The sequence below is a fragment of the Blautia sp. TF10-30 genome (genome assembly GCF_003481245.1).
GTDB classification, from domain to species: Bacteria; Bacillota; Clostridia; order Lachnospirales; family Lachnospiraceae; genus Fusicatenibacter; species Fusicatenibacter saccharivorans.
Window position 1 is genome coordinate 40,344 of sequence record NZ_QUKM01000008.1, and the last position, 16,729, is coordinate 57,072.

At 49.6% G+C, this 16,729-nt stretch carries 13 protein-coding genes; 3 read left to right on the forward strand and 10 right to left on the reverse strand.

What is annotated here, in order from left to right; translation table 11 throughout:
* Positions 1 to 64: 64 nt before the first annotated feature.
* Both DXD02_RS08915 and DXD02_RS08920 read right to left on the reverse strand, forming a co-directional pair.
* Positions 65 to 1,735 carry a glycoside hydrolase family 13 protein gene (locus DXD02_RS08915; RefSeq protein ID WP_117804194.1) on the reverse strand — a complete coding sequence of 557 codons (1,671 nt, stop codon included), beginning with the start codon at positions 1,733 to 1,735 and terminating at the stop codon, positions 65 to 67.
* 154 nt (positions 1,736 to 1,889) lie between these two features.
* Positions 1,890 to 2,906 (reverse strand): LacI family DNA-binding transcriptional regulator, encoded by a 1,017-nt coding sequence (locus DXD02_RS08920; protein ID WP_117804195.1) that lies wholly within the window; start codon positions 2,904 to 2,906, stop codon positions 1,890 to 1,892.
* Between the two features lie 241 nt (positions 2,907 to 3,147).
* Between DXD02_RS08920 and DXD02_RS08925 the strand changes: the two genes are divergently transcribed.
* On the forward strand, positions 3,148 to 4,788 hold the full coding sequence (locus DXD02_RS08925) for an InlB B-repeat-containing protein (RefSeq protein WP_117760480.1): 1,641 nt from the start codon (positions 3,148 to 3,150) through the stop codon (positions 4,786 to 4,788).
* A 123-nt stretch (positions 4,789 to 4,911) separates the two neighbouring features.
* Here DXD02_RS08925 and DXD02_RS08930 read toward each other — a convergent pair whose 3' ends face one another.
* The gene (locus DXD02_RS08930) at positions 4,912 to 5,214 is read right to left on the reverse strand and encodes a Dabb family protein (RefSeq protein WP_022462610.1); all 303 of its coding nucleotides are present in this window, start codon (positions 5,212 to 5,214) and stop codon (positions 4,912 to 4,914) included.
* Between the two features lie 69 nt (positions 5,215 to 5,283).
* Positions 5,284 to 6,030 (reverse strand): RNA polymerase sigma factor region1.1 domain-containing protein, encoded by a 747-nt coding sequence (locus DXD02_RS08935; RefSeq protein WP_147342020.1) that lies wholly within the window; start codon positions 6,028 to 6,030, stop codon positions 5,284 to 5,286.
* Between the two features lie 140 nt (positions 6,031 to 6,170).
* Between DXD02_RS08935 and DXD02_RS08940 the strand changes: the two genes are divergently transcribed.
* On the forward strand, positions 6,171 to 6,800 hold the full coding sequence (locus DXD02_RS08940; protein WP_022462612.1) for an HdeD family acid-resistance protein: 630 nt from the start codon (positions 6,171 to 6,173) through the stop codon (positions 6,798 to 6,800).
* 110 nt (positions 6,801 to 6,910) lie between these two features.
* On the opposite strand, the gene DXD02_RS08945 is transcribed toward DXD02_RS08940, so the two are convergent.
* The 3 genes from DXD02_RS08945 to DXD02_RS08955 form a co-directional block, all read right to left on the reverse strand.
* A complete protein-coding gene (locus DXD02_RS08945; RefSeq protein WP_117804196.1) occupies positions 6,911 to 9,712 on the reverse strand; it encodes a glycoside hydrolase family 3 protein in 2,802 nt (933 codons plus the stop codon).
* A 175-nt stretch (positions 9,713 to 9,887) separates the two neighbouring features.
* Positions 9,888 to 11,246 (reverse strand): sodium-dependent transporter, encoded by a 1,359-nt coding sequence (locus DXD02_RS08950; RefSeq protein WP_055226948.1) that lies wholly within the window; start codon positions 11,244 to 11,246, stop codon positions 9,888 to 9,890.
* Between the two features lie 77 nt (positions 11,247 to 11,323).
* Positions 11,324 to 12,181 (reverse strand): AraC family transcriptional regulator, encoded by an 858-nt coding sequence (locus DXD02_RS08955; RefSeq protein ID WP_117509636.1) that lies wholly within the window; start codon positions 12,179 to 12,181, stop codon positions 11,324 to 11,326.
* A 111-nt stretch (positions 12,182 to 12,292) separates the two neighbouring features.
* Between DXD02_RS08955 and DXD02_RS08960 the strand changes: the two genes are divergently transcribed.
* Positions 12,293 to 13,597: a glycoside hydrolase family 27 protein gene (locus DXD02_RS08960; RefSeq protein WP_117801959.1), complete on the forward strand. Its 1,305-nt coding sequence runs from the start codon at positions 12,293 to 12,295 to the stop codon at positions 13,595 to 13,597.
* Positions 13,598 to 13,685: 88 nt separating this feature from the next.
* Here DXD02_RS08960 and sigE read toward each other — a convergent pair whose 3' ends face one another.
* The 3 genes from sigE to ftsZ all read right to left on the reverse strand — a co-directional run bounded on the left by sigE (position 13,686) and on the right by ftsZ (position 16,661).
* Positions 13,686 to 14,384: an RNA polymerase sporulation sigma factor SigE gene (gene sigE, locus DXD02_RS08965; RefSeq protein WP_330377007.1), complete on the reverse strand. Its 699-nt coding sequence runs from the start codon at positions 14,382 to 14,384 to the stop codon at positions 13,686 to 13,688.
* Between the two features lie 42 nt (positions 14,385 to 14,426).
* Positions 14,427 to 15,290 (reverse strand): sigma-E processing peptidase SpoIIGA, encoded by an 864-nt coding sequence (locus DXD02_RS08970; protein ID WP_055265761.1) that lies wholly within the window; start codon positions 15,288 to 15,290, stop codon positions 14,427 to 14,429.
* Between the two features lie 189 nt (positions 15,291 to 15,479).
* A complete protein-coding gene (gene ftsZ / locus DXD02_RS08975; RefSeq protein WP_055219889.1) occupies positions 15,480 to 16,661 on the reverse strand; it encodes a cell division protein FtsZ in 1,182 nt (393 codons plus the stop codon).
* Between the last annotated feature and the right edge of the window lie 68 nt (positions 16,662 to 16,729).

Below are 16,729 nucleotides of genomic sequence, written 5' to 3' on the forward strand. Positions count from 1 at the left end.
GCCGTATTTTGAGAACGGGAACCTGTGGCAAAAATCCGTTCTGCCACAGGTTCCTCTGCATTTTTTATTTGGTTTCCAGAACAACTGCCTCATACGCACGCAGTTTTCGTGTCCCTGCTGCCGCGCCGTCCTGCGGATAGTTGCTGATCAGTACCTCTGCTCCTGCAAAGGTTTCCGGAACCGTGTACTCCTGCTCCTCTTTTGTAAAATTGCACATCACGAGGAGTTTCTGATCGCCTAAGGTTCTGGTATATACATACAGTGCCTCGTCCTCCGGATCGAGCAGCTCGTACGTTCCGTAAACCATGATATCCTTCTCTTTCCGGAGATGAATCAGTTTCTTGTAATAATTGTATACAGAATCCGGATCCGCCATCTCATTTTTTGCATTGACGGTCTCGTAATCCGGTCCGACTTTGATCCACGGGGTTCCTGTGGTAAATCCTGCCGAAGCGGTATCATCCCACTGCATCGGAGTTCTTGCATTGTCTCTTCCGCGCAGGTTCAGGTAGCGCATCATATCGTCCGGCGCTACTTTTCCGGCTCCGGTCAGCTCGTGAAACGCGTTGATGCTCTCAATATCGCGGAATTCGGACAGATCGTGGAACGGAACGTTCTTCATGCCGAGCTCATCGCCCTGGTATACGTACGGGGTACCCTGCATCATATGAAGGCAGGTTGCCAGCATTTTGGCACTGACTACGCGATATTCCGGTGAATCATCACCGAAACGGGACAGACAGCGCGGCTGATCATGGTTTCCAAGGAAGAGGCTGTTCCATGCCTTGCCCTCAAGCTCCGTCTGCCATGCTGTCATGACGCGTTTGAAATCTTTGAGCGGTACGCGTTTGTCCGTCCATTTGCCGTATTTTCCGCTTGCCAGCTCAACCAGCTCGAACTGGAATACCATGCTGAGCTCTTTGCCGTCTGCGGATGCATATTTTTCTGCCTCCTCGATCGTGACACCGGCACACTCACCAACCGTCATCAGATCGTATTTGGAGAGGACTTCCCTGTTCATCTCCTGCAGATACTCATGAACGTGCGGTCCGTTTACGCAGCCGGAATCACCGTAGAGTCCGCCCTCCGGAATTTTTCCGTCCGGCAGCCCTTCCGGTTTGGAGATCATGCTGATGACATCCATCCGGAAACCGTCAATGCCTTTTTCACACCACCAGTTCATCATATCGAAAACTTCTTTTCGAACCGTTGGATTCTCCCAGTTCAGATCCGGCTGTTTTGTTGAGAACAGATGCAGGTAATACATCTCGGTCTGCGGATCGTATTTCCATGCAGAACCGGAGAAGCAGCTTCCCCAGTTGTTTGGCTCTTTTCCTTCTTTTGCATCACGCCAGATGTAATAATCGCGGTACGGGTTGTCTTTCGATTTGCGGCTCTCCACGAACCATTTGTGTTCATCTGAAGTATGATTGACAACAAGGTCCATGACCAGCTTGATGCCTCTTTTATGCATCTCCGAAAGCATGCGGTCAAAATCCTCCATTGTTCCGAATTCCTGCATGATTGCCTGGTAATCGCTGATATCATATCCATTGTCATCGTTTGGTGACTGGTACACCGGAGACAGCCAGATAACATCCACGCCAAGATCCTTCAGATAATCCAGACGGGATGTGATACCATTTAAATCGCCGATACCGTCTCCGTTGCTGTCCATGAAGCTGCGCGGATAAATCTGATACACTACGGCTTCTTTCCACCATTTTTTGTCCATTTTTTTACCTCCTTTATTTCATCCCCAGAACGTGTCTGGTTCTTTGATTCTGTCGTTTGCAAGCACAGTTTACCATACTTCACGGTGATTTTTCAATAGTTTTGCGCAAAACCAGCAGTTTCTACAAGAGTTTTTCTGTAATTTTGGTAACTATTTACTTCGTCAGATCTCTTACCGACTCCCTCTCCACCAGCGTTGTCGGCAATGGCGGAATATCTTTTTGTACCGGCTCATTCTGGATCAGGTGCATCAGGACCTCTACGGCACGGCGTGCTTTTCCATCCACCATCTGATGCACGGTAGTCAGCTTCGGCCGCGCAAGTGTCGCATAAGTAACATCATCAAAGCCCGCAATTGAAATTTCCTCCGGAACCTTTATTCCCCTGTTCTGCAGAAAGTTGGATGCTTCAAGTGCATAGTAATCCGATGAAAAAAAGAGCGCTGTCTGTTTTTTGAAGAACGGAAGCATCTCCTCATATGCCTTCTCCCTCTGCTCTGGATCCCACGGGATCACAATATGGCGGCTTTCAAAGTCCTCAATTCCCGCCTCCTCCATTGCCTGACGCACACCGAGCCACCGATAGTGGTCAACACCGAGATCGCAGTCGGATAAAAAGAGAAATTTTTTATGTCCCTTTCCAATCAGGTACTGACTCATCTGGTACGCACCGCCGCGGTCATCCATCGTAATGGAGCGGACTCCAAGTTCCGGCGGGAGATACTGATCAATGGTTACCAGCGGTTTTCCGAGACGTTCCGAGAGCTCTGCAATCTCCTTTTCCTTCAGAGCCATCGCAATCATGCCGTCAAAATTCCAGCCGAGCGCCTGCTGCATAAGATCATCCTGCTCATGGCGCGCAACCAGCATCATATAGTAGCCGTGTTCCCGGATCTGATACTCCAGATTTCCGAGCATTGCCGACACAAAGGGATCCTCAAAGGAAGATGCATTTCCTTTCTTCATGAAACCAAGCGCCACACCAATAAGACCGGAGCTGTTGTTCGCCAGCATGCGCGCGCTGATACTCGGCACGTACTCCATCTCCTTTAAAATCCGGTTGATTTTCTCGACCGTCGCCTTTGAGACGCGCCCTGTCTTTCCGTGTATTACATTCGAAACCGTCGTCGGGCTGACTCCTGCGCGGTCTGCAATATCTTTGATTCTAATCATCGGTTCTCTGCCTTTCCTTTTTCTTCACAATTTTCTGAATTCTGTTATGTTTATTTTACCAAGACGGTAAAATGTTTACAACTACTTTGCATCGGCAAACACTACAAAATTATTACATTTTCTTAAACGATATGTAAGAAAATCTCCATCCCTCCTTCATTTACTTTCCGCCGGTTCCGTGGTAAGATAGGATGACAGAAAAAGTTCACCTTTTTTCTGTAAGAAAGGACCTACACATCATATGCGGCTTGCATTTACAAATTTTTCGATAAAATCTCCCACTGGCAAGAAATCCGGCCGTTTTTTTCTTGCCCTTTTTCTGGGTATTTTTCTCTTCCTCGCTCATCCCATACTCTGTCAGGCTGGTTTTGCCTCCAGTACGCCGTTTACCGGTGCCTCCTGGGAACTGGTCGGGGAATATCCGATTCTCGGCAGCAACGGCGCGGTGCAGTCCGTCTGTGCGACGGAAGATTATATCATCTGCATCGAAAATTTTAATGATCTGACGACAGAGCCGGACGTAGTCTCTGCCTACTATAAAAATGATACAGACGCAGACGGAAATCCCGTTACGCAGTATTCCCTCGCGCATCAGGTAAGGGACGCAGACTTTGCTCACGCAAACGGTATGGCATACAATCCCGTCACACATGAAATCCTCGTGAGCGGCTACAGCAGCCCGGATGCTTCCAATTACGGATGTATCTTCCGCCTCGACCCGGATACTCTCGAGCAGAAAGAGCGGATCCAGCTCTCGACAAGCTACAATATTCTCGGTATTGATTATCTTCCCTCCACCGGCGGCTATCTGATCCAGACCGATGCGGACGGCGGCTACGGCTTTAAACTCCTCGATGCCTCACTTCAGGTGATGGATGACTGGGGCACGTATCCCTTCGATTTTTACATGGAAAACTTTCAGGATCTCTGTGTTTCCGGCGATCTCTTTTTTCTTTTTCCGCTGACGATGCATCTCGGAATCGGAAACTTTATCCAGACATACTCGCTCTCGCAGAAAACACTGCTTGCGGACGACACGGTTGATTTTGGCTTTTCCGACGATATCACCATCAATGAACCAGAGGGCCTCTGTGAGACAAATCCTGGGGAATTTATTGCGATTGTAAACGTAACAAAGGCAGATGGTGGACGGTACGTGCAGTTCTACCGCACCCGGGTGCCGTATCTGTTCACGGTTTCCACTTCCGCGGCGGAGCATGGCTCGGTGTCCGAGGGCGGGGAAGTTTCCAGCGGAGAGGAAAAAACCGTTTCCTACACGGCAGACGAAGGCTTCCGGCTCGCGAAGCTCTCGGTGGACGGCTTGTATCTGCCGGTGACGGAATATCCGGACAGCTACACATTTTCCGATATCCAGAAGGATCATACCCTTGCCGTAACGTTTGAACCGGTTCCGACGGCGACACCGACGCCGACTGCCACTGCGACGCCGACCGAAACACCGGCCATAACCCAGACACCGGAACCGGCCATTTCCAAAGCACCGGCATCATCCACGGTTTCCTTCTCATCTGTGGCTTCCCATTTCGCAGCGTTCTGGAAAGGCACTGTGCATGCCGCTTCCTGGTTCCGCCATCTTGCCTCGGCCGGTGCATCCCTTTTTGCCCGTATCCGGAAGGCAGATCCTGTTTTTCTGGCGATGCCGTTTGTCCTTCTCGTTCTGATTCTGCTCTTTGTCCTCCGCCTGCGGTATGTCCGCCGCATCCGGCGGGAGCGGTCGCGGAAAGCGCTGGAACACAGAAGAAGAACGTACGAAGAACTGGTCAGAGAATTTACGGAAAATCCGAAGGACGAAAAGGTTTCCATCGATGAGCTGCTGCTTACAATTGACGAACTGCAGAAGGAAGAACAGAAAAACACTTAAATGAAACGTATTCACCAGATCAGGAATTGATCTTCTCGGCACAAAAAAAGTATCCCGTTCCTTTTGGGGAAGCGGGATACTTTTTTATTTAAACGGGCAACGAGCTAAAGTCCGTGCTTGTTTTTACTCTTCGTAATCGAGTGCTGCACGCTCCGTTGTGTACGGACGTACATAGGTGTCTGCTACTTTTACGTGCTCCGGATGTTTTGCATATACAGCTACATCCTCTGCTTTTTCCAGTGTTGTGACAAGTGCCATATCATGGGTGGAAGATGCAAGCGGTGCTTCTACAAAGTCAACCGTCAACAGTCCCGGCACTTTGCCGACCAGGCTTTTCAGGTTCTCTGCCATCGCTTTTTTCAGCTCCGGTTTCTTTGCATCCTCTACTTCCGGTTTGAATTTCCACATAACAATATGATGTACCATTGTATTTTTCTCCTTTGCTTTTGTTTTATTGCCAATTCACACAGTTTCTGTGCAAATACCAGCCTTTTGTTACGGCTCTTCGCCTGCAATCCGCAGAATATCCTCAATCTCTTCCACGGACATGTCAAGATACGCGGAAAGCTCTGCCACACTGAAATCCATGTCATCGCCGTCGGAGAGTTCCTCGATGGCGTCTTTTAAGCGGTTTACTTTATTGACTACAGTATTGTCCTTGTGTTTCTGAACTCTGTGTTCTTCCATGAAATCGCTGATCGTCTCACGCACAGCCGCATCAATCGCCTGCTCCGCCGTCTCAGCTTTTACAACGGACTCCAGCGCTACTAAAAGTCCGACATTTCCCTCCTGCACCAGATCCATCAGGAAGAAATCGCGGGTGTGCATTTCTTTTGCGGTCTCAATAACTTTCGGAAGCCAGAGCTGCACGAGCATGCTCTTTGCAAGGGAATCGCCCTCTGCCGCTTTCCGGTAAAGCTCTGCCGTTTCTTCCTCCGACGGTGTTTCTGTCTCCGGCAGTTCGTCAAGATACTGCTGTAAGGCACGCAGCTCCTCCTCGGAAAACTCCGGTTTTTTCTTTTCTTTTTCGGTCTCCTCCGGCACGACGCCCGGCTCATAATCTGCCACATCGACCTGCTCCATCGTCAGATATTCGCAGACAAAGGTGACTTTCTGCTCATCCAGTGCAAAGTCTTCAAAAAAGTCTCTGACTTCTTTCATCGTTACTTTATTTTCATGGTCTCTGGCGTATGACAGCAATTCGGAGAGCTTCTCCTGGAACTTTTTCTGTTCGTCCTGCATCTTTTTTACCCTCTCTTTCTTCCGTTTCACGATTCCATTTCTTCGTACATTTTTTTCAATTTGTCCATTGCTTTTTCTGCTTTGAAAAGCTACTATAAAAGCAAACGAAAAACCACATTCAAGTGGAAAGGAGAATCCTTATGAAACAATTTTTTCAGGATGTGAAAAACAGTTTCCTGCTTTCAGCCGCTGTCTCTATTATACTAGGTATCGTGCTGATCGTCTACCCCGTAAAAACGAGTTTGCTGATCTGTTATATCGCCGGAGCACTGCTCCTGTTTGGCGGCGTTGTTGCGTTGATCCGCTACATTGCAAGCCGCGGCGAGCCGTTTTTCTTCCGCTACGATCTGTTCGTTGCCCTGGTACTGATTCTGTTCGGCTGCTTCGTTATCTTTGAAAGTGACCTTGTAATCGCATTCATCCCGGTTGTCATCGGTATCATCCTTCTGGCAAACGGACTGCTCAGCATTCAGAAGGCGTTCAACCTCAAAAAAACAGGGCTGGAAAAATGGTGGCTTGAGTTCCTGCTGGCTCTTTTAACCAGCGTTCTCGGCATCATCATCTGTACCAATCCGTTTGATGCCGTTGCAACCACAAACATTTTCATCGGTATCTGCCTTGTCTACAGCGGCATTTCCGATCTTGTCACCACCTACTACATGGGCCGCGCAAAACGCCGGATCAAAAACGTCATCCAGACCGAGATCAACCAGCAGAAAATCCTGCACGATGACAATGTGATTGATGTGGATGAGGACGAGCTTCACTAAAAAACAGCTTCTTCCATAAAAATCTTCTTTCATACGAAAAACCGGAACCCGGCACCGCTTTCAAACAGCGGCTCCCGGGTTCCGGTTTTTCTCTGTATTTCTTTTTTTATTTATTCCTCGTGTTTGCTCAGTACTTCCATGCCTTCTCTTAACTTCAGGCGGATCTTTCCAAGCTCCAGACCATTTGCGCCGAAGTACAGCTTCAGGTAGTGGTTCGGGCCGAAGAAGAAGCCAAGGTCTCTCGTCTCTTTGATCCACTCACCTTTTGTTCCGCGGATGCTGATCATAGTTTTTACGATATTGTCGATGTACACGGTTACCGGCAGCTGTGCGAGGTCTTCCAGATCGGATTTCATCTCGATTTCGATATCGTACGTTCCCATCTTGTCAGCCAGAATCGTAACACCGCATACTTCACTGTTTCCTTTTTTCGTGTTCCATGCGGATGCGTCAATCACAACATCTCCCGTTGCCGGATCTGCCTCGTATGTTACAAGATCTGCTGCAACGAAATCGTTGTCGCCCATCTGCTCCTGTGCTTCTTTCTCTTCCTCGCTGATGCGGTCCAGGAACCGTAAGATGCTTGGAGTTCCAAGGATGAAATGCAGGACATTCATCGCATTTCTCTGCAGGTCGCCTCTTGTGATCTCGCCGTTTTCCAGTGCCTCTTTCACATCGTCCTGTCCCATATCGGAGCAGTCGGTGCATACCATGAAGACATCGTTTCCGGCAGATACCATCGGTGCATGGGTTGTTTTGGTTGCTTCATATCCCTCACGGTTTGACATTGCCCACCAGTCAGTCATAACGAAGCCGTCGTAGTTCCACTCGCCGCGCAGAATCGTGGTCAGAAGATCGTAATTTCCTGCAGTCCAGATGCCGTTGACCGGTCCGTAAGTGCTCATGATGGATCTTGCGCCGCCTTCTTTGACTGCGATTTCATATCCCTTCAGATAGATTTCACGCAGGGCACGCTCGGAAACAACGGCGTCCACATGATGTCGGTTGGACTCCTGGTTATTTGCACAGAAATGTTTGATGGTTCCGGTTACATCGGATTTTTCCATACCAAGAATCTGTACGGCACTGATCCATCCGGTCAGGTACGGATCCTCGGAGATATACTCAAAGTTACGGCCGTTCAGCGGGTTTCTGTGAATATTCATACCAGGTCCGAGCAAGGCATCGACACGGTTCTGTCTCATCTCGCGTCCTGCCATCTCGTACAGATCTTCTACCAGCGGAAGGTCAAACGTACAGCCAAGCAGGGTTCCGTTCGGCATGGAGAAGGCTCTCGTTCCGCAGTCAAAGCGGAGTCCGGACGGGCCGTCGGTACAGCAGGCTGCCGGAATACCGAATTCCTGCAGTTCCGGTGTCAGGCCGCCGAATGCTGCTGCGGTTCCCGGAGTAACCTTCGGGCTGCACATGCCCTCGCCGCGGAAGATGCAGATCAGATCTTCATCGGAAAGCTGTGCCACGAACTCTTCCATCGTTACTTTCTTATCCAGGACATCACCGAGCTTGTAGCCTTTGTCACCGGTATAGGTGATCGGCTCCATGCGGTTTTCTTTCATGCGCTCGATCGGATCTACGGTGCGCAGAGGAGCTGCCTCATATCCCGGTTTTAACGTTCCGTCTTCGCCCGGAACAGCTTTCATGCGCTCAAATGCTTCTACCGGAGCCATAGCCTCGGTCAGGATCTCAACCACTTTGAACGGCTGCTCGTATGCACCGGCAAAGGCTGCGCTTCTGACATCGCTTCCGACGTAGAACTCATAACTGCCCTCTTCGAGTACGTAGCAGGATTTGTGGCCGGTTGCACCGCTGTCATCGTAGGATGCAAAGCTCTCTTTGGTCACATCGATCGTCAGCGTCTCTTTTGCGCCTGGTGCAAGAACACCGGTCTTTGCAAAACCGACGAGTGCGCGGGATGGTTTTCCAAGAACACCCTGCGGAGCTTTTACATAAACCTGAACAACCTCTTTACCATCCGTTTTGCCGGTATTTTCAACGGTTGCCGTCACGGTTACATTGTCAACATCTTTCTCTTCTGCCTCTGCGGTCACGGCAAATGTCGTATAGGAAAGACCAAAACCGAACGGATACAATACTTTCTCTTTTGCAAAGGTCTCAAAGTAGCGGTATCCGACGTAGATATCCTCTTTGTACTCATTGCGGGTCAGATCGCCGAAGCAGCTTTGGGACGGATAGTCCTCGATATTCTCTGCAATCGTGTCGGTCAGCTTACCGCACGGATTGACTCTTCCCATCAGTACATCGGCAACACCGTTTCCGCCTTCCTGACCACCCTGCCATACATAGAGAACAGCTGCCGGATTGCACTCTTTCACCCATTTCATGTCGATAATATTTCCGACGTTCAGCACAACGATTGTTCTTGCAAATGCTTTGCTGACTTTTTCTACCATCTCTTTTTCAGTATCGGTTAAGAGATAGCTGCCTGCCTCATTTTTGTTGTCCTGATCCTCACCTGCGGTACGGCCTACAACAACGATGGCTGCATCGGCGCCTTTTGCACTCTCCACGATCTCGTCGGTCAGCTCCATCTCTTTTTGGGACCACGGCACCTTGCCCCAGCCCTGTCCTTCGTCGTACGGATTTTTCTCGATCCATTTTTCGTATGTTCCAAGAAGATTCTCGTCGAGTGTAATGTCTTTTTCTTCTTTTAAGGCATCCAGAATACCGACAACGTATTTCGTATTGACAAGACCGCCGGAGCCAAGTCCGCTCTTATAATAGTGGAATGCAATTCTTCCGAAAACAGCCACTTTGTCTCCTTTTCGAAGCGGGAGTGCCTCATTTTCGTTTTTCAGAAGTACACAGCCTTCTGCCGCTGCCTGACGGGCCAGTGCTGCATATTTGTTGAAATCCAGTGGTGTAAATTTTCCCATTTTGTTCCCCTTTCTCCTGTATCCTTTCTGATCCGACAAGTGCCGGGACACCTGATACTTCCGGGTCCCGGCACCTGTTCTGGTCTCTTGTCTTTTATTATCTCGTATTCCTGGCTTTTTTTCCAGTTCTTTTCTTATCTTTTTTTCGTCTGATATTGACCTTTTTGTTCCTGTCTTATCCGATCAGTCCCTGGACAATTAATACCAGAAGCAGCAACGGCAGAATATAAGAAAGATAAACCCGTACCCAGTCCGGCACTTTCAGGCCCCCGCCCTTATTTGCCTCTGCCTGGTAGTTTTTGAAGCCCCAGCCCCATTTTGAAGTACAGAACAGAAGGTAAATCAGAGAGCCGACCGGCAGCAGAAGGTTGCTGACGATAAAGTCCTCAAGATCAAGAACGGTGCTTCCTGCGCCGAGCGGCTGGAATCCGGACCACACATTGTAGCCGAGTGCACACGGCAGGGATCCTAAGATCACCAGAATGCAGTTGATGATGGCTGACTGTTTTCTGGAAACGCCGAAAATCTCAGAAAAACAGCACATGATATTCTCAAATACAGCGATGATGGTAGACAGCGCCGCAAAGAACAGGAACAGGAAGAAGAAGCTTCCGAAAATCCGTCCGCCCTTCATCGAGGTGAAAATGTGCGGCAGCGTCATAAAGATCAGCTTCGGGCCGCTGTCCGGCTGTACGTTGTAGGAGAAGCACGCCGGGAAAATGATGAGGCCTGCGGTAATCGCTACAAACGTATCGAGCGCTGCAATGCTGACTGCCTCGCCGAGCAGGGATTTTCCGCCGTTTAAGTAGCTGCCGAAAATCAGCATCGCGCCGATACCAAGGCTCAGCGTAAAAAATGCCTGGCTCATCGCGTTTGTGATAATGTGGAACAGTCCCACCTGTTCGATCTGCTGCATATCCGGCACCAGATAGAATTTCAGTCCCTCTTTGGCACCCGGCATCGTAAAGCTGTAAACCGCAAGGAAAATCATGATGACCATCAACACGATCATCATCACCTTTGTAACACGCTCCACGCCGTTCTGCAGACCCACCGAACAGATCAGAAAGCCTGCAATTGTAATAATCAGCATGGTAATGACAAGAATCGACGGAGATGAAAGCATCTCGTTGAATTTTCCGGTTACGGCGTCGCCTGTCAGGCCGCTGAATTTTCCGATTAAAAAGCTGTAGAAATAGTACAGCATCCAGCCTGCAACGACGGTGTAGAACATCATCAGCAGATAGTTTCCGATGAGGGCAACGTATCCGTGGATATGCCACTTCTGCCCTTTCTTTTCCAGTTCCCCATACGCGCGCACGGTACTCTTTTTGCTTCCTCTTCCGATGGCAAGCTCCATCGACAGAATCGGAACTCCCATGATGGCAAGGAACAGCAGGTAAAACAGCACGAAAATGCCGCCTCCGTTGTTTCCTACCATATACGGAAATTTCCATACATTTCCGATGCCGATGGCACATCCTGCCGAAAGCAGAAGAAAGCCAAGGCGCGATTGGAATGTTTCTCGTTCCATTTCTTTTTGTTCCTCCCTTTTTTCTTCCATACTCCCGGAATTTCTCCGCAAGTACATCTTCGTACAAAACCAAAACTTCAGACAGCACCGTTCTGCCGTTCTTTCCGGTATGCCGACGGCGAGATTCCCATATGGTGACGGAATACTTTTCCAAAATAGTTTCCACTGGAAAATCCGGTTTCTGCTGCAATCTCTTCCACACTCTTTCCGGTATTCAAGAGCAGCGTCATCGCTTTGCGAATTCTCGCTTCCTGAAGATACTGCATGGGAGAAACGCCTGTTTCCTCCCGGAAGCATCTCGTAAAATGGGCAAAGGAAACCCGGCTCTGTTCTGCCAGCTGTTCAATCCCCTGCACAGATGCGCAGTCGGTATCCATCTGCCGTATCGCTTCCCGAACAAAAAAATGTGTCTGCTTCCGCTCCGGACGCTGTACCTCCCGCAGAAGAGAACAAAAAAACTGATACAAAAACACACCGCATTCATACGGTTCCGACCGGTAACCGTTTTTCAGTTTTCGATGCATCTGCAGTGCAGTCCGAATTGGCTCGCTATCTGCATCCGCATAAAAAACATCTCCTGTTTTTTCAAACAGTCGTTCTGCCGCATAGGACACTGCACTTCCACGAAAATGAAAATACAGAAAAATCCATGGTTCTTCGGATTCCGGATGCAGATAATATCTGCTATTCTCCGGAATCTGACACAAAAATCCTCTCCCGGGACGCATTTCATACGTTTTTCCGTTTTTTTCAAACCATCCTGTTCCCGAAAGCGTATACTGCATCAGCCATCCGGAATATGTTCCGCGGTCTGTATTATGAAATGCATACGGTTCCTTCCATCTCTTTTCCACCCCGCCGTCCAGCAGCAAAAACGGAGCGTTCGGCCAGTGATCCAGATCCAGGATTCCATATACTCCGATCAGATCTTCCATCAAAAAATTACCTCTTTTATCCGGTTTGTCTTCTTGTTTTGCACTATGTCCTTTATTATACTTTTCTTATCAGAAAAAAACAAGCATTGCTTTAGAAAGGAGTTTTTTCTTATGCATCTGACAAACAAAAATACATGTGCACCAACCCCACCGATGGGCTGGAACAGCTACGATTACTATGATACAACCGTGGACGAGGCTGCGGTAAAGGCAAATGCCGACTATATGGCAAAGCACTTAAAAGCATATGGCTGGGAGTATATTGTAGTGGATATCCAGTGGTATGCAAAAAAGGCCGGTTCCATGCGCGACCGGTATCAGTATATTCCATTCTCTGAACTGGAAATGGACGAATACTCCCGTCTGCTGCCGGATCCCGAACGTTTTCCATCTTCTGCAGACGGTTCCGGCTTTAAACCACTTGCCGACTATGTACACAGTCTGGGGCTGAAATTCGGAATTCACATCATGCGCGGTATTCCGCGAATCGCTGCACATCATCACGGAAAGATCAAGAACAGTTCTCTTGGTGCTGAACACGTTGCCGATCCTACGGTCATCTGCGGCTGGAATCCGGATATGTACGGTGTACGCGATCTTCCGGAAGGACAGCTTTACTATGATTCCCTGCTGGAGCTCTACGCTTCCTGGGGTGTTGATTACATTAAATGCGATGATATCTGTAATACCAACATGCACAAAAATCCGTTTGCAGCTGCGCATGAGATCGAGATGCTCTCGAATGCCATCCAAAAATGCGGACGGCCGATCGTCCTCTCTCTGTCTCCGGGACCTGCGCTCATAGAGAAAGCATGGTTCTATGAAAAGCACGCGAATCTCTGGCGCATCACCGATGATTTCTGGGACAACTGGGCACAGTTAAAGGATATGTTCCAGCGTTGCGAGCTCTGGCAGAGCCACGTCTCTGCCGGCTGTTATCCGGACTGTGATATGCTGCCGCTTGGCGAACTCGGAAAAGGTTTTGCTACAGAACATCATACGTATTTTACCCCGGATGAGCAGAAAACGATGATGACACTCTGGTGTCTCTTCGGCTCTCCACTGATGCTCGGTGCCGAAATGACGCTTCTCGATGACGATACACTGGCACTTCTTACGAACACGGATATTCTCGCGATGCTGCCTCCGTCCGTTCGTCCGCATCAGATCACGCGTACAGACAATGAAGCTGTGTGGTATGCAAAGGATGACACAACCGGAACAACCTACGTTGCACTTTTTAATCTTTCGGATGCACCGCAGACGGTTTCTTCCACACTTGCCGATGCAGACTGCCCACTGGAGTCTGTTGCGGCGAAAGAACTCTGGAGCGGTAAAGCACTTTCTTTAAACGGCGGTTTTTCTGCTTCTCTTGCTCCGCACGCCTGCAGCGTATGCCGTTTTGAAACACGATAAAACGATCATTTCTTAAAACAAGCAGCAAATCATGTCCTGCCCGGGACCAAAACAATGGTTTTTCCTCCGGGCAGGGCATTTTTATGCTCTATTCATACCGCGCAATCTCTTTCCGCAGCCGCTTCATAATCCGTTTTTCCAGCCGCGAGATATACGACTGGGAAATCCCGAGAAGATCCGCGACTTCTTTCTGCGTTTTCTCCCGTCCCTCCGGCATATTGATGCCGAACCGGAGCTTCACAATCACCTGCTCCCGCTCAGAGAGCTTGCTGATTGCGCTTCCCAGCACGCGATGTTCCGCCTCCTGCTCGAGCCCCTGATAGATCACATCCTCCTCCGTTCCGAGGATATCCGACAAAAGAAGCTCATTTCCATCCCAGTCTACATTGAGCGGCTCATCGATCGAGACCTCCATCCGTGTCTTGTTATTTCTCCGCAGATACATCAGAATCTCGTTCTCAATGCACCGGGACGCGTACGTGGCAAGCTTGATCTTTTTTTCCGGATTGAACGTGTTAATTGCCTTGATGAGGCCGATGGTTCCAATCGAAATCAGATCCTCCACACCAACTCCTGTATTATCAAATTTCTGTGCAATGTAGACGACGAGACGCAGGTTGTGTTCGATCAGCTCGCTCCTTGCCGTCTCGTTTTCCGGATCGGAAAGCCCCGCAATCGCATCGGCCTCCTCCTGTCCTTCCAAAGGCGCCGGGAGAACATCTGTGCCCCCGATATAAAAAATTTCCCCTGTCTGACGAAATACAGCCGGCACGGACCGCGGCAGCATACGAAGCCGGAATCCGTTTGGCAGTGCAGCCTGCAGCATACTTCATTCCTCCTGTCCTTCCATGAGATCTGGATGCAAAATTATTTCATAGCCCCTGGGAGATGAACTATTTTCTCCGCCAAGCGCAATCAGCGGTCCGCTTATGTGCCTGGCTGTATGTTCTGTCACAAGAATCATTTCCGAGATCCGGATCACCGGCAGAAAGCCCCGGCCTTCCAGTCCGCGAAACGGTATGTAACGGGGCTGCAGCGCAAGAAGCCGTTCCGGCTCCGGCACCGTCTCGTGCCTTGCAAGCGCCGCAATCCCTGTCCGCATTTCGTCCGGGAACAATTCGAGTATCACAGTGTACGGTACGACCGAGACCGGCTTTTTGGTTGTGGCATCCCGCAAAGTATTGCCCGTGTCGTACAGTCCTTTTACTTTTTTCCATTTCCCATTCTGCACAAGCTGTACCGTAACCTGCCTGGCGTGTTCCAGGAGTATCTCCTTTCGGATCTTCAGCAGGAGGAGTGTTCCCGCATATGCGGCACTCCCGGAAAGAAGAAAAAGAAAAATTCCCCTTCCCGGCATCAGCTCCCGGAACAGGCGGTATGCACTGCCGATCAGAAAACCGGACAGTATATAGCCTGCCATTCCCACCACAAGATCCCGTACTGTCGTGATTCTGCAGCCAGATTTCACCATCCCTGTTGTAATTCCGATTCCGACCAGGGCGAGCAGCGCACCCGGCAGATACCGTGCAAACACGGCATACAGCACCGCATAACCGGCGCCGAGCGCGGCTGCCGCAAAACTCCTTCTTCGCGTGGCAGATCGTTTCAGAAGAAAGGAGGAAAGGCGCAGAATAGTATAATTCAGCAGAAGATTCTCTGCAAAGAGAAGATCCAGAAAGATCTCATAGTGCAAAAAAACACCCCCTGCGCCTTTTGCATGGTCTGAATTTCTAACAGACCCTATTATAGACGGAAGGGGGTGAATTTTTTGTCGTTTTCGGAAGAATGACCTTCTTTTTTGATCAACAAACTTCGACACGCCGCAACATTTTCGGTCTGCGGCGTGTCGAGGTAAATTCGTTATTTGCTTATTATTCTTTGCTTATCTGCGGTTTCTTAAGAAATCCGGGATCTGGATGTCCTTTTTCGGAACATTGCTTGTCATGGTCTGCTGAGCCTGTACCTGCGGCTGCACCTGAACCTGTGGCTGCGGCTGTACCGGAGCGGAAGCTTTCGGAGCAGTGTGTACCGGAGCGGCTGCCTGTGCAGAGAAGCTGCTGCTGGAAAATGCGCTCTTTCTTGCATCTGCCGGCTCTTTGCGGGATACGCTTGCCTGTTTCGCCGTTGCATCGTTGAGACCTGTTGCGATAACGGTGATCTTCGCTGTATCGGTAACAGAATCATCATACATAGCACCGAAGATGATGTTTGCATCCTCTCCAGCCAGATTCTGTACGTAACTTGCAGCATCGTTTGCATCCATAAGGGAGATATCTCCGGAAATGTTGATGATAACGTGGCTTGCACCCTCGATGGTGGTCTCAAGCAGCGGACTGGAAACAGCCTGCTGTACAGCCTCGAGCGCTTTGTCGTCGCCCTTTGCCTCGCCGATACCGATGTGGGCGATACCCTTGTCGGTCATAACGGTCTGAACATCTGCGAAGTCGAGGTTGATGAGTGCCGGCAGGTTGATCAGGTCTGTGATGCCCTGTACGGCCTGCTGCAGAACCTCGTCTGCTTTCTTTAATGCCTCCGGCATGGTTGTCCGGCGGTCTACGATTTCAAGAAGTTTGTCGTTCGGGATCACGATCAGGGTATCTACGTTTTCCTCGAGTTTTTCGATTCCCATCAGCGCATTGCTCATACGGGTTCTTGCCTCGAATTTGAACGGTTTTGTTACAACGCCGACAGTCAGAATGCCCATTTCTTTTGCAACGCCTGCTACAACCGGTGCTGCACCTGTTCCGGTTCCGCCGCCCATACCGCAGGTGACGAATACCATATCAGCGCCTTCCATGATCTGTTTGAGCTCTTCGATGCTCTCCTCGGCTGCTTTCTCTCCAACCTCAGGTTTTGCTCCTGCGCCCAGTCCCTTGGTCAGCTTCTCGCCGATCTGGAGAATGGTAGGTGCCTTACAGAGGGTCAGCGCCTGTTTATCGGTGTTGATTCCAACGAATTCAACGCCGCCGATGGATTCCTCCACCATTCTATTTACAGCATTATTTCCTGCACCACCTACACCGATTACGATAATCTTTGCAGATGATTCTGCCTCATTTGTCATGATCTCTAACAATTTCAACTTCCTCCTTTTGATTATGAACTGCTGTCTATCTCAAAATAGTCTGATAT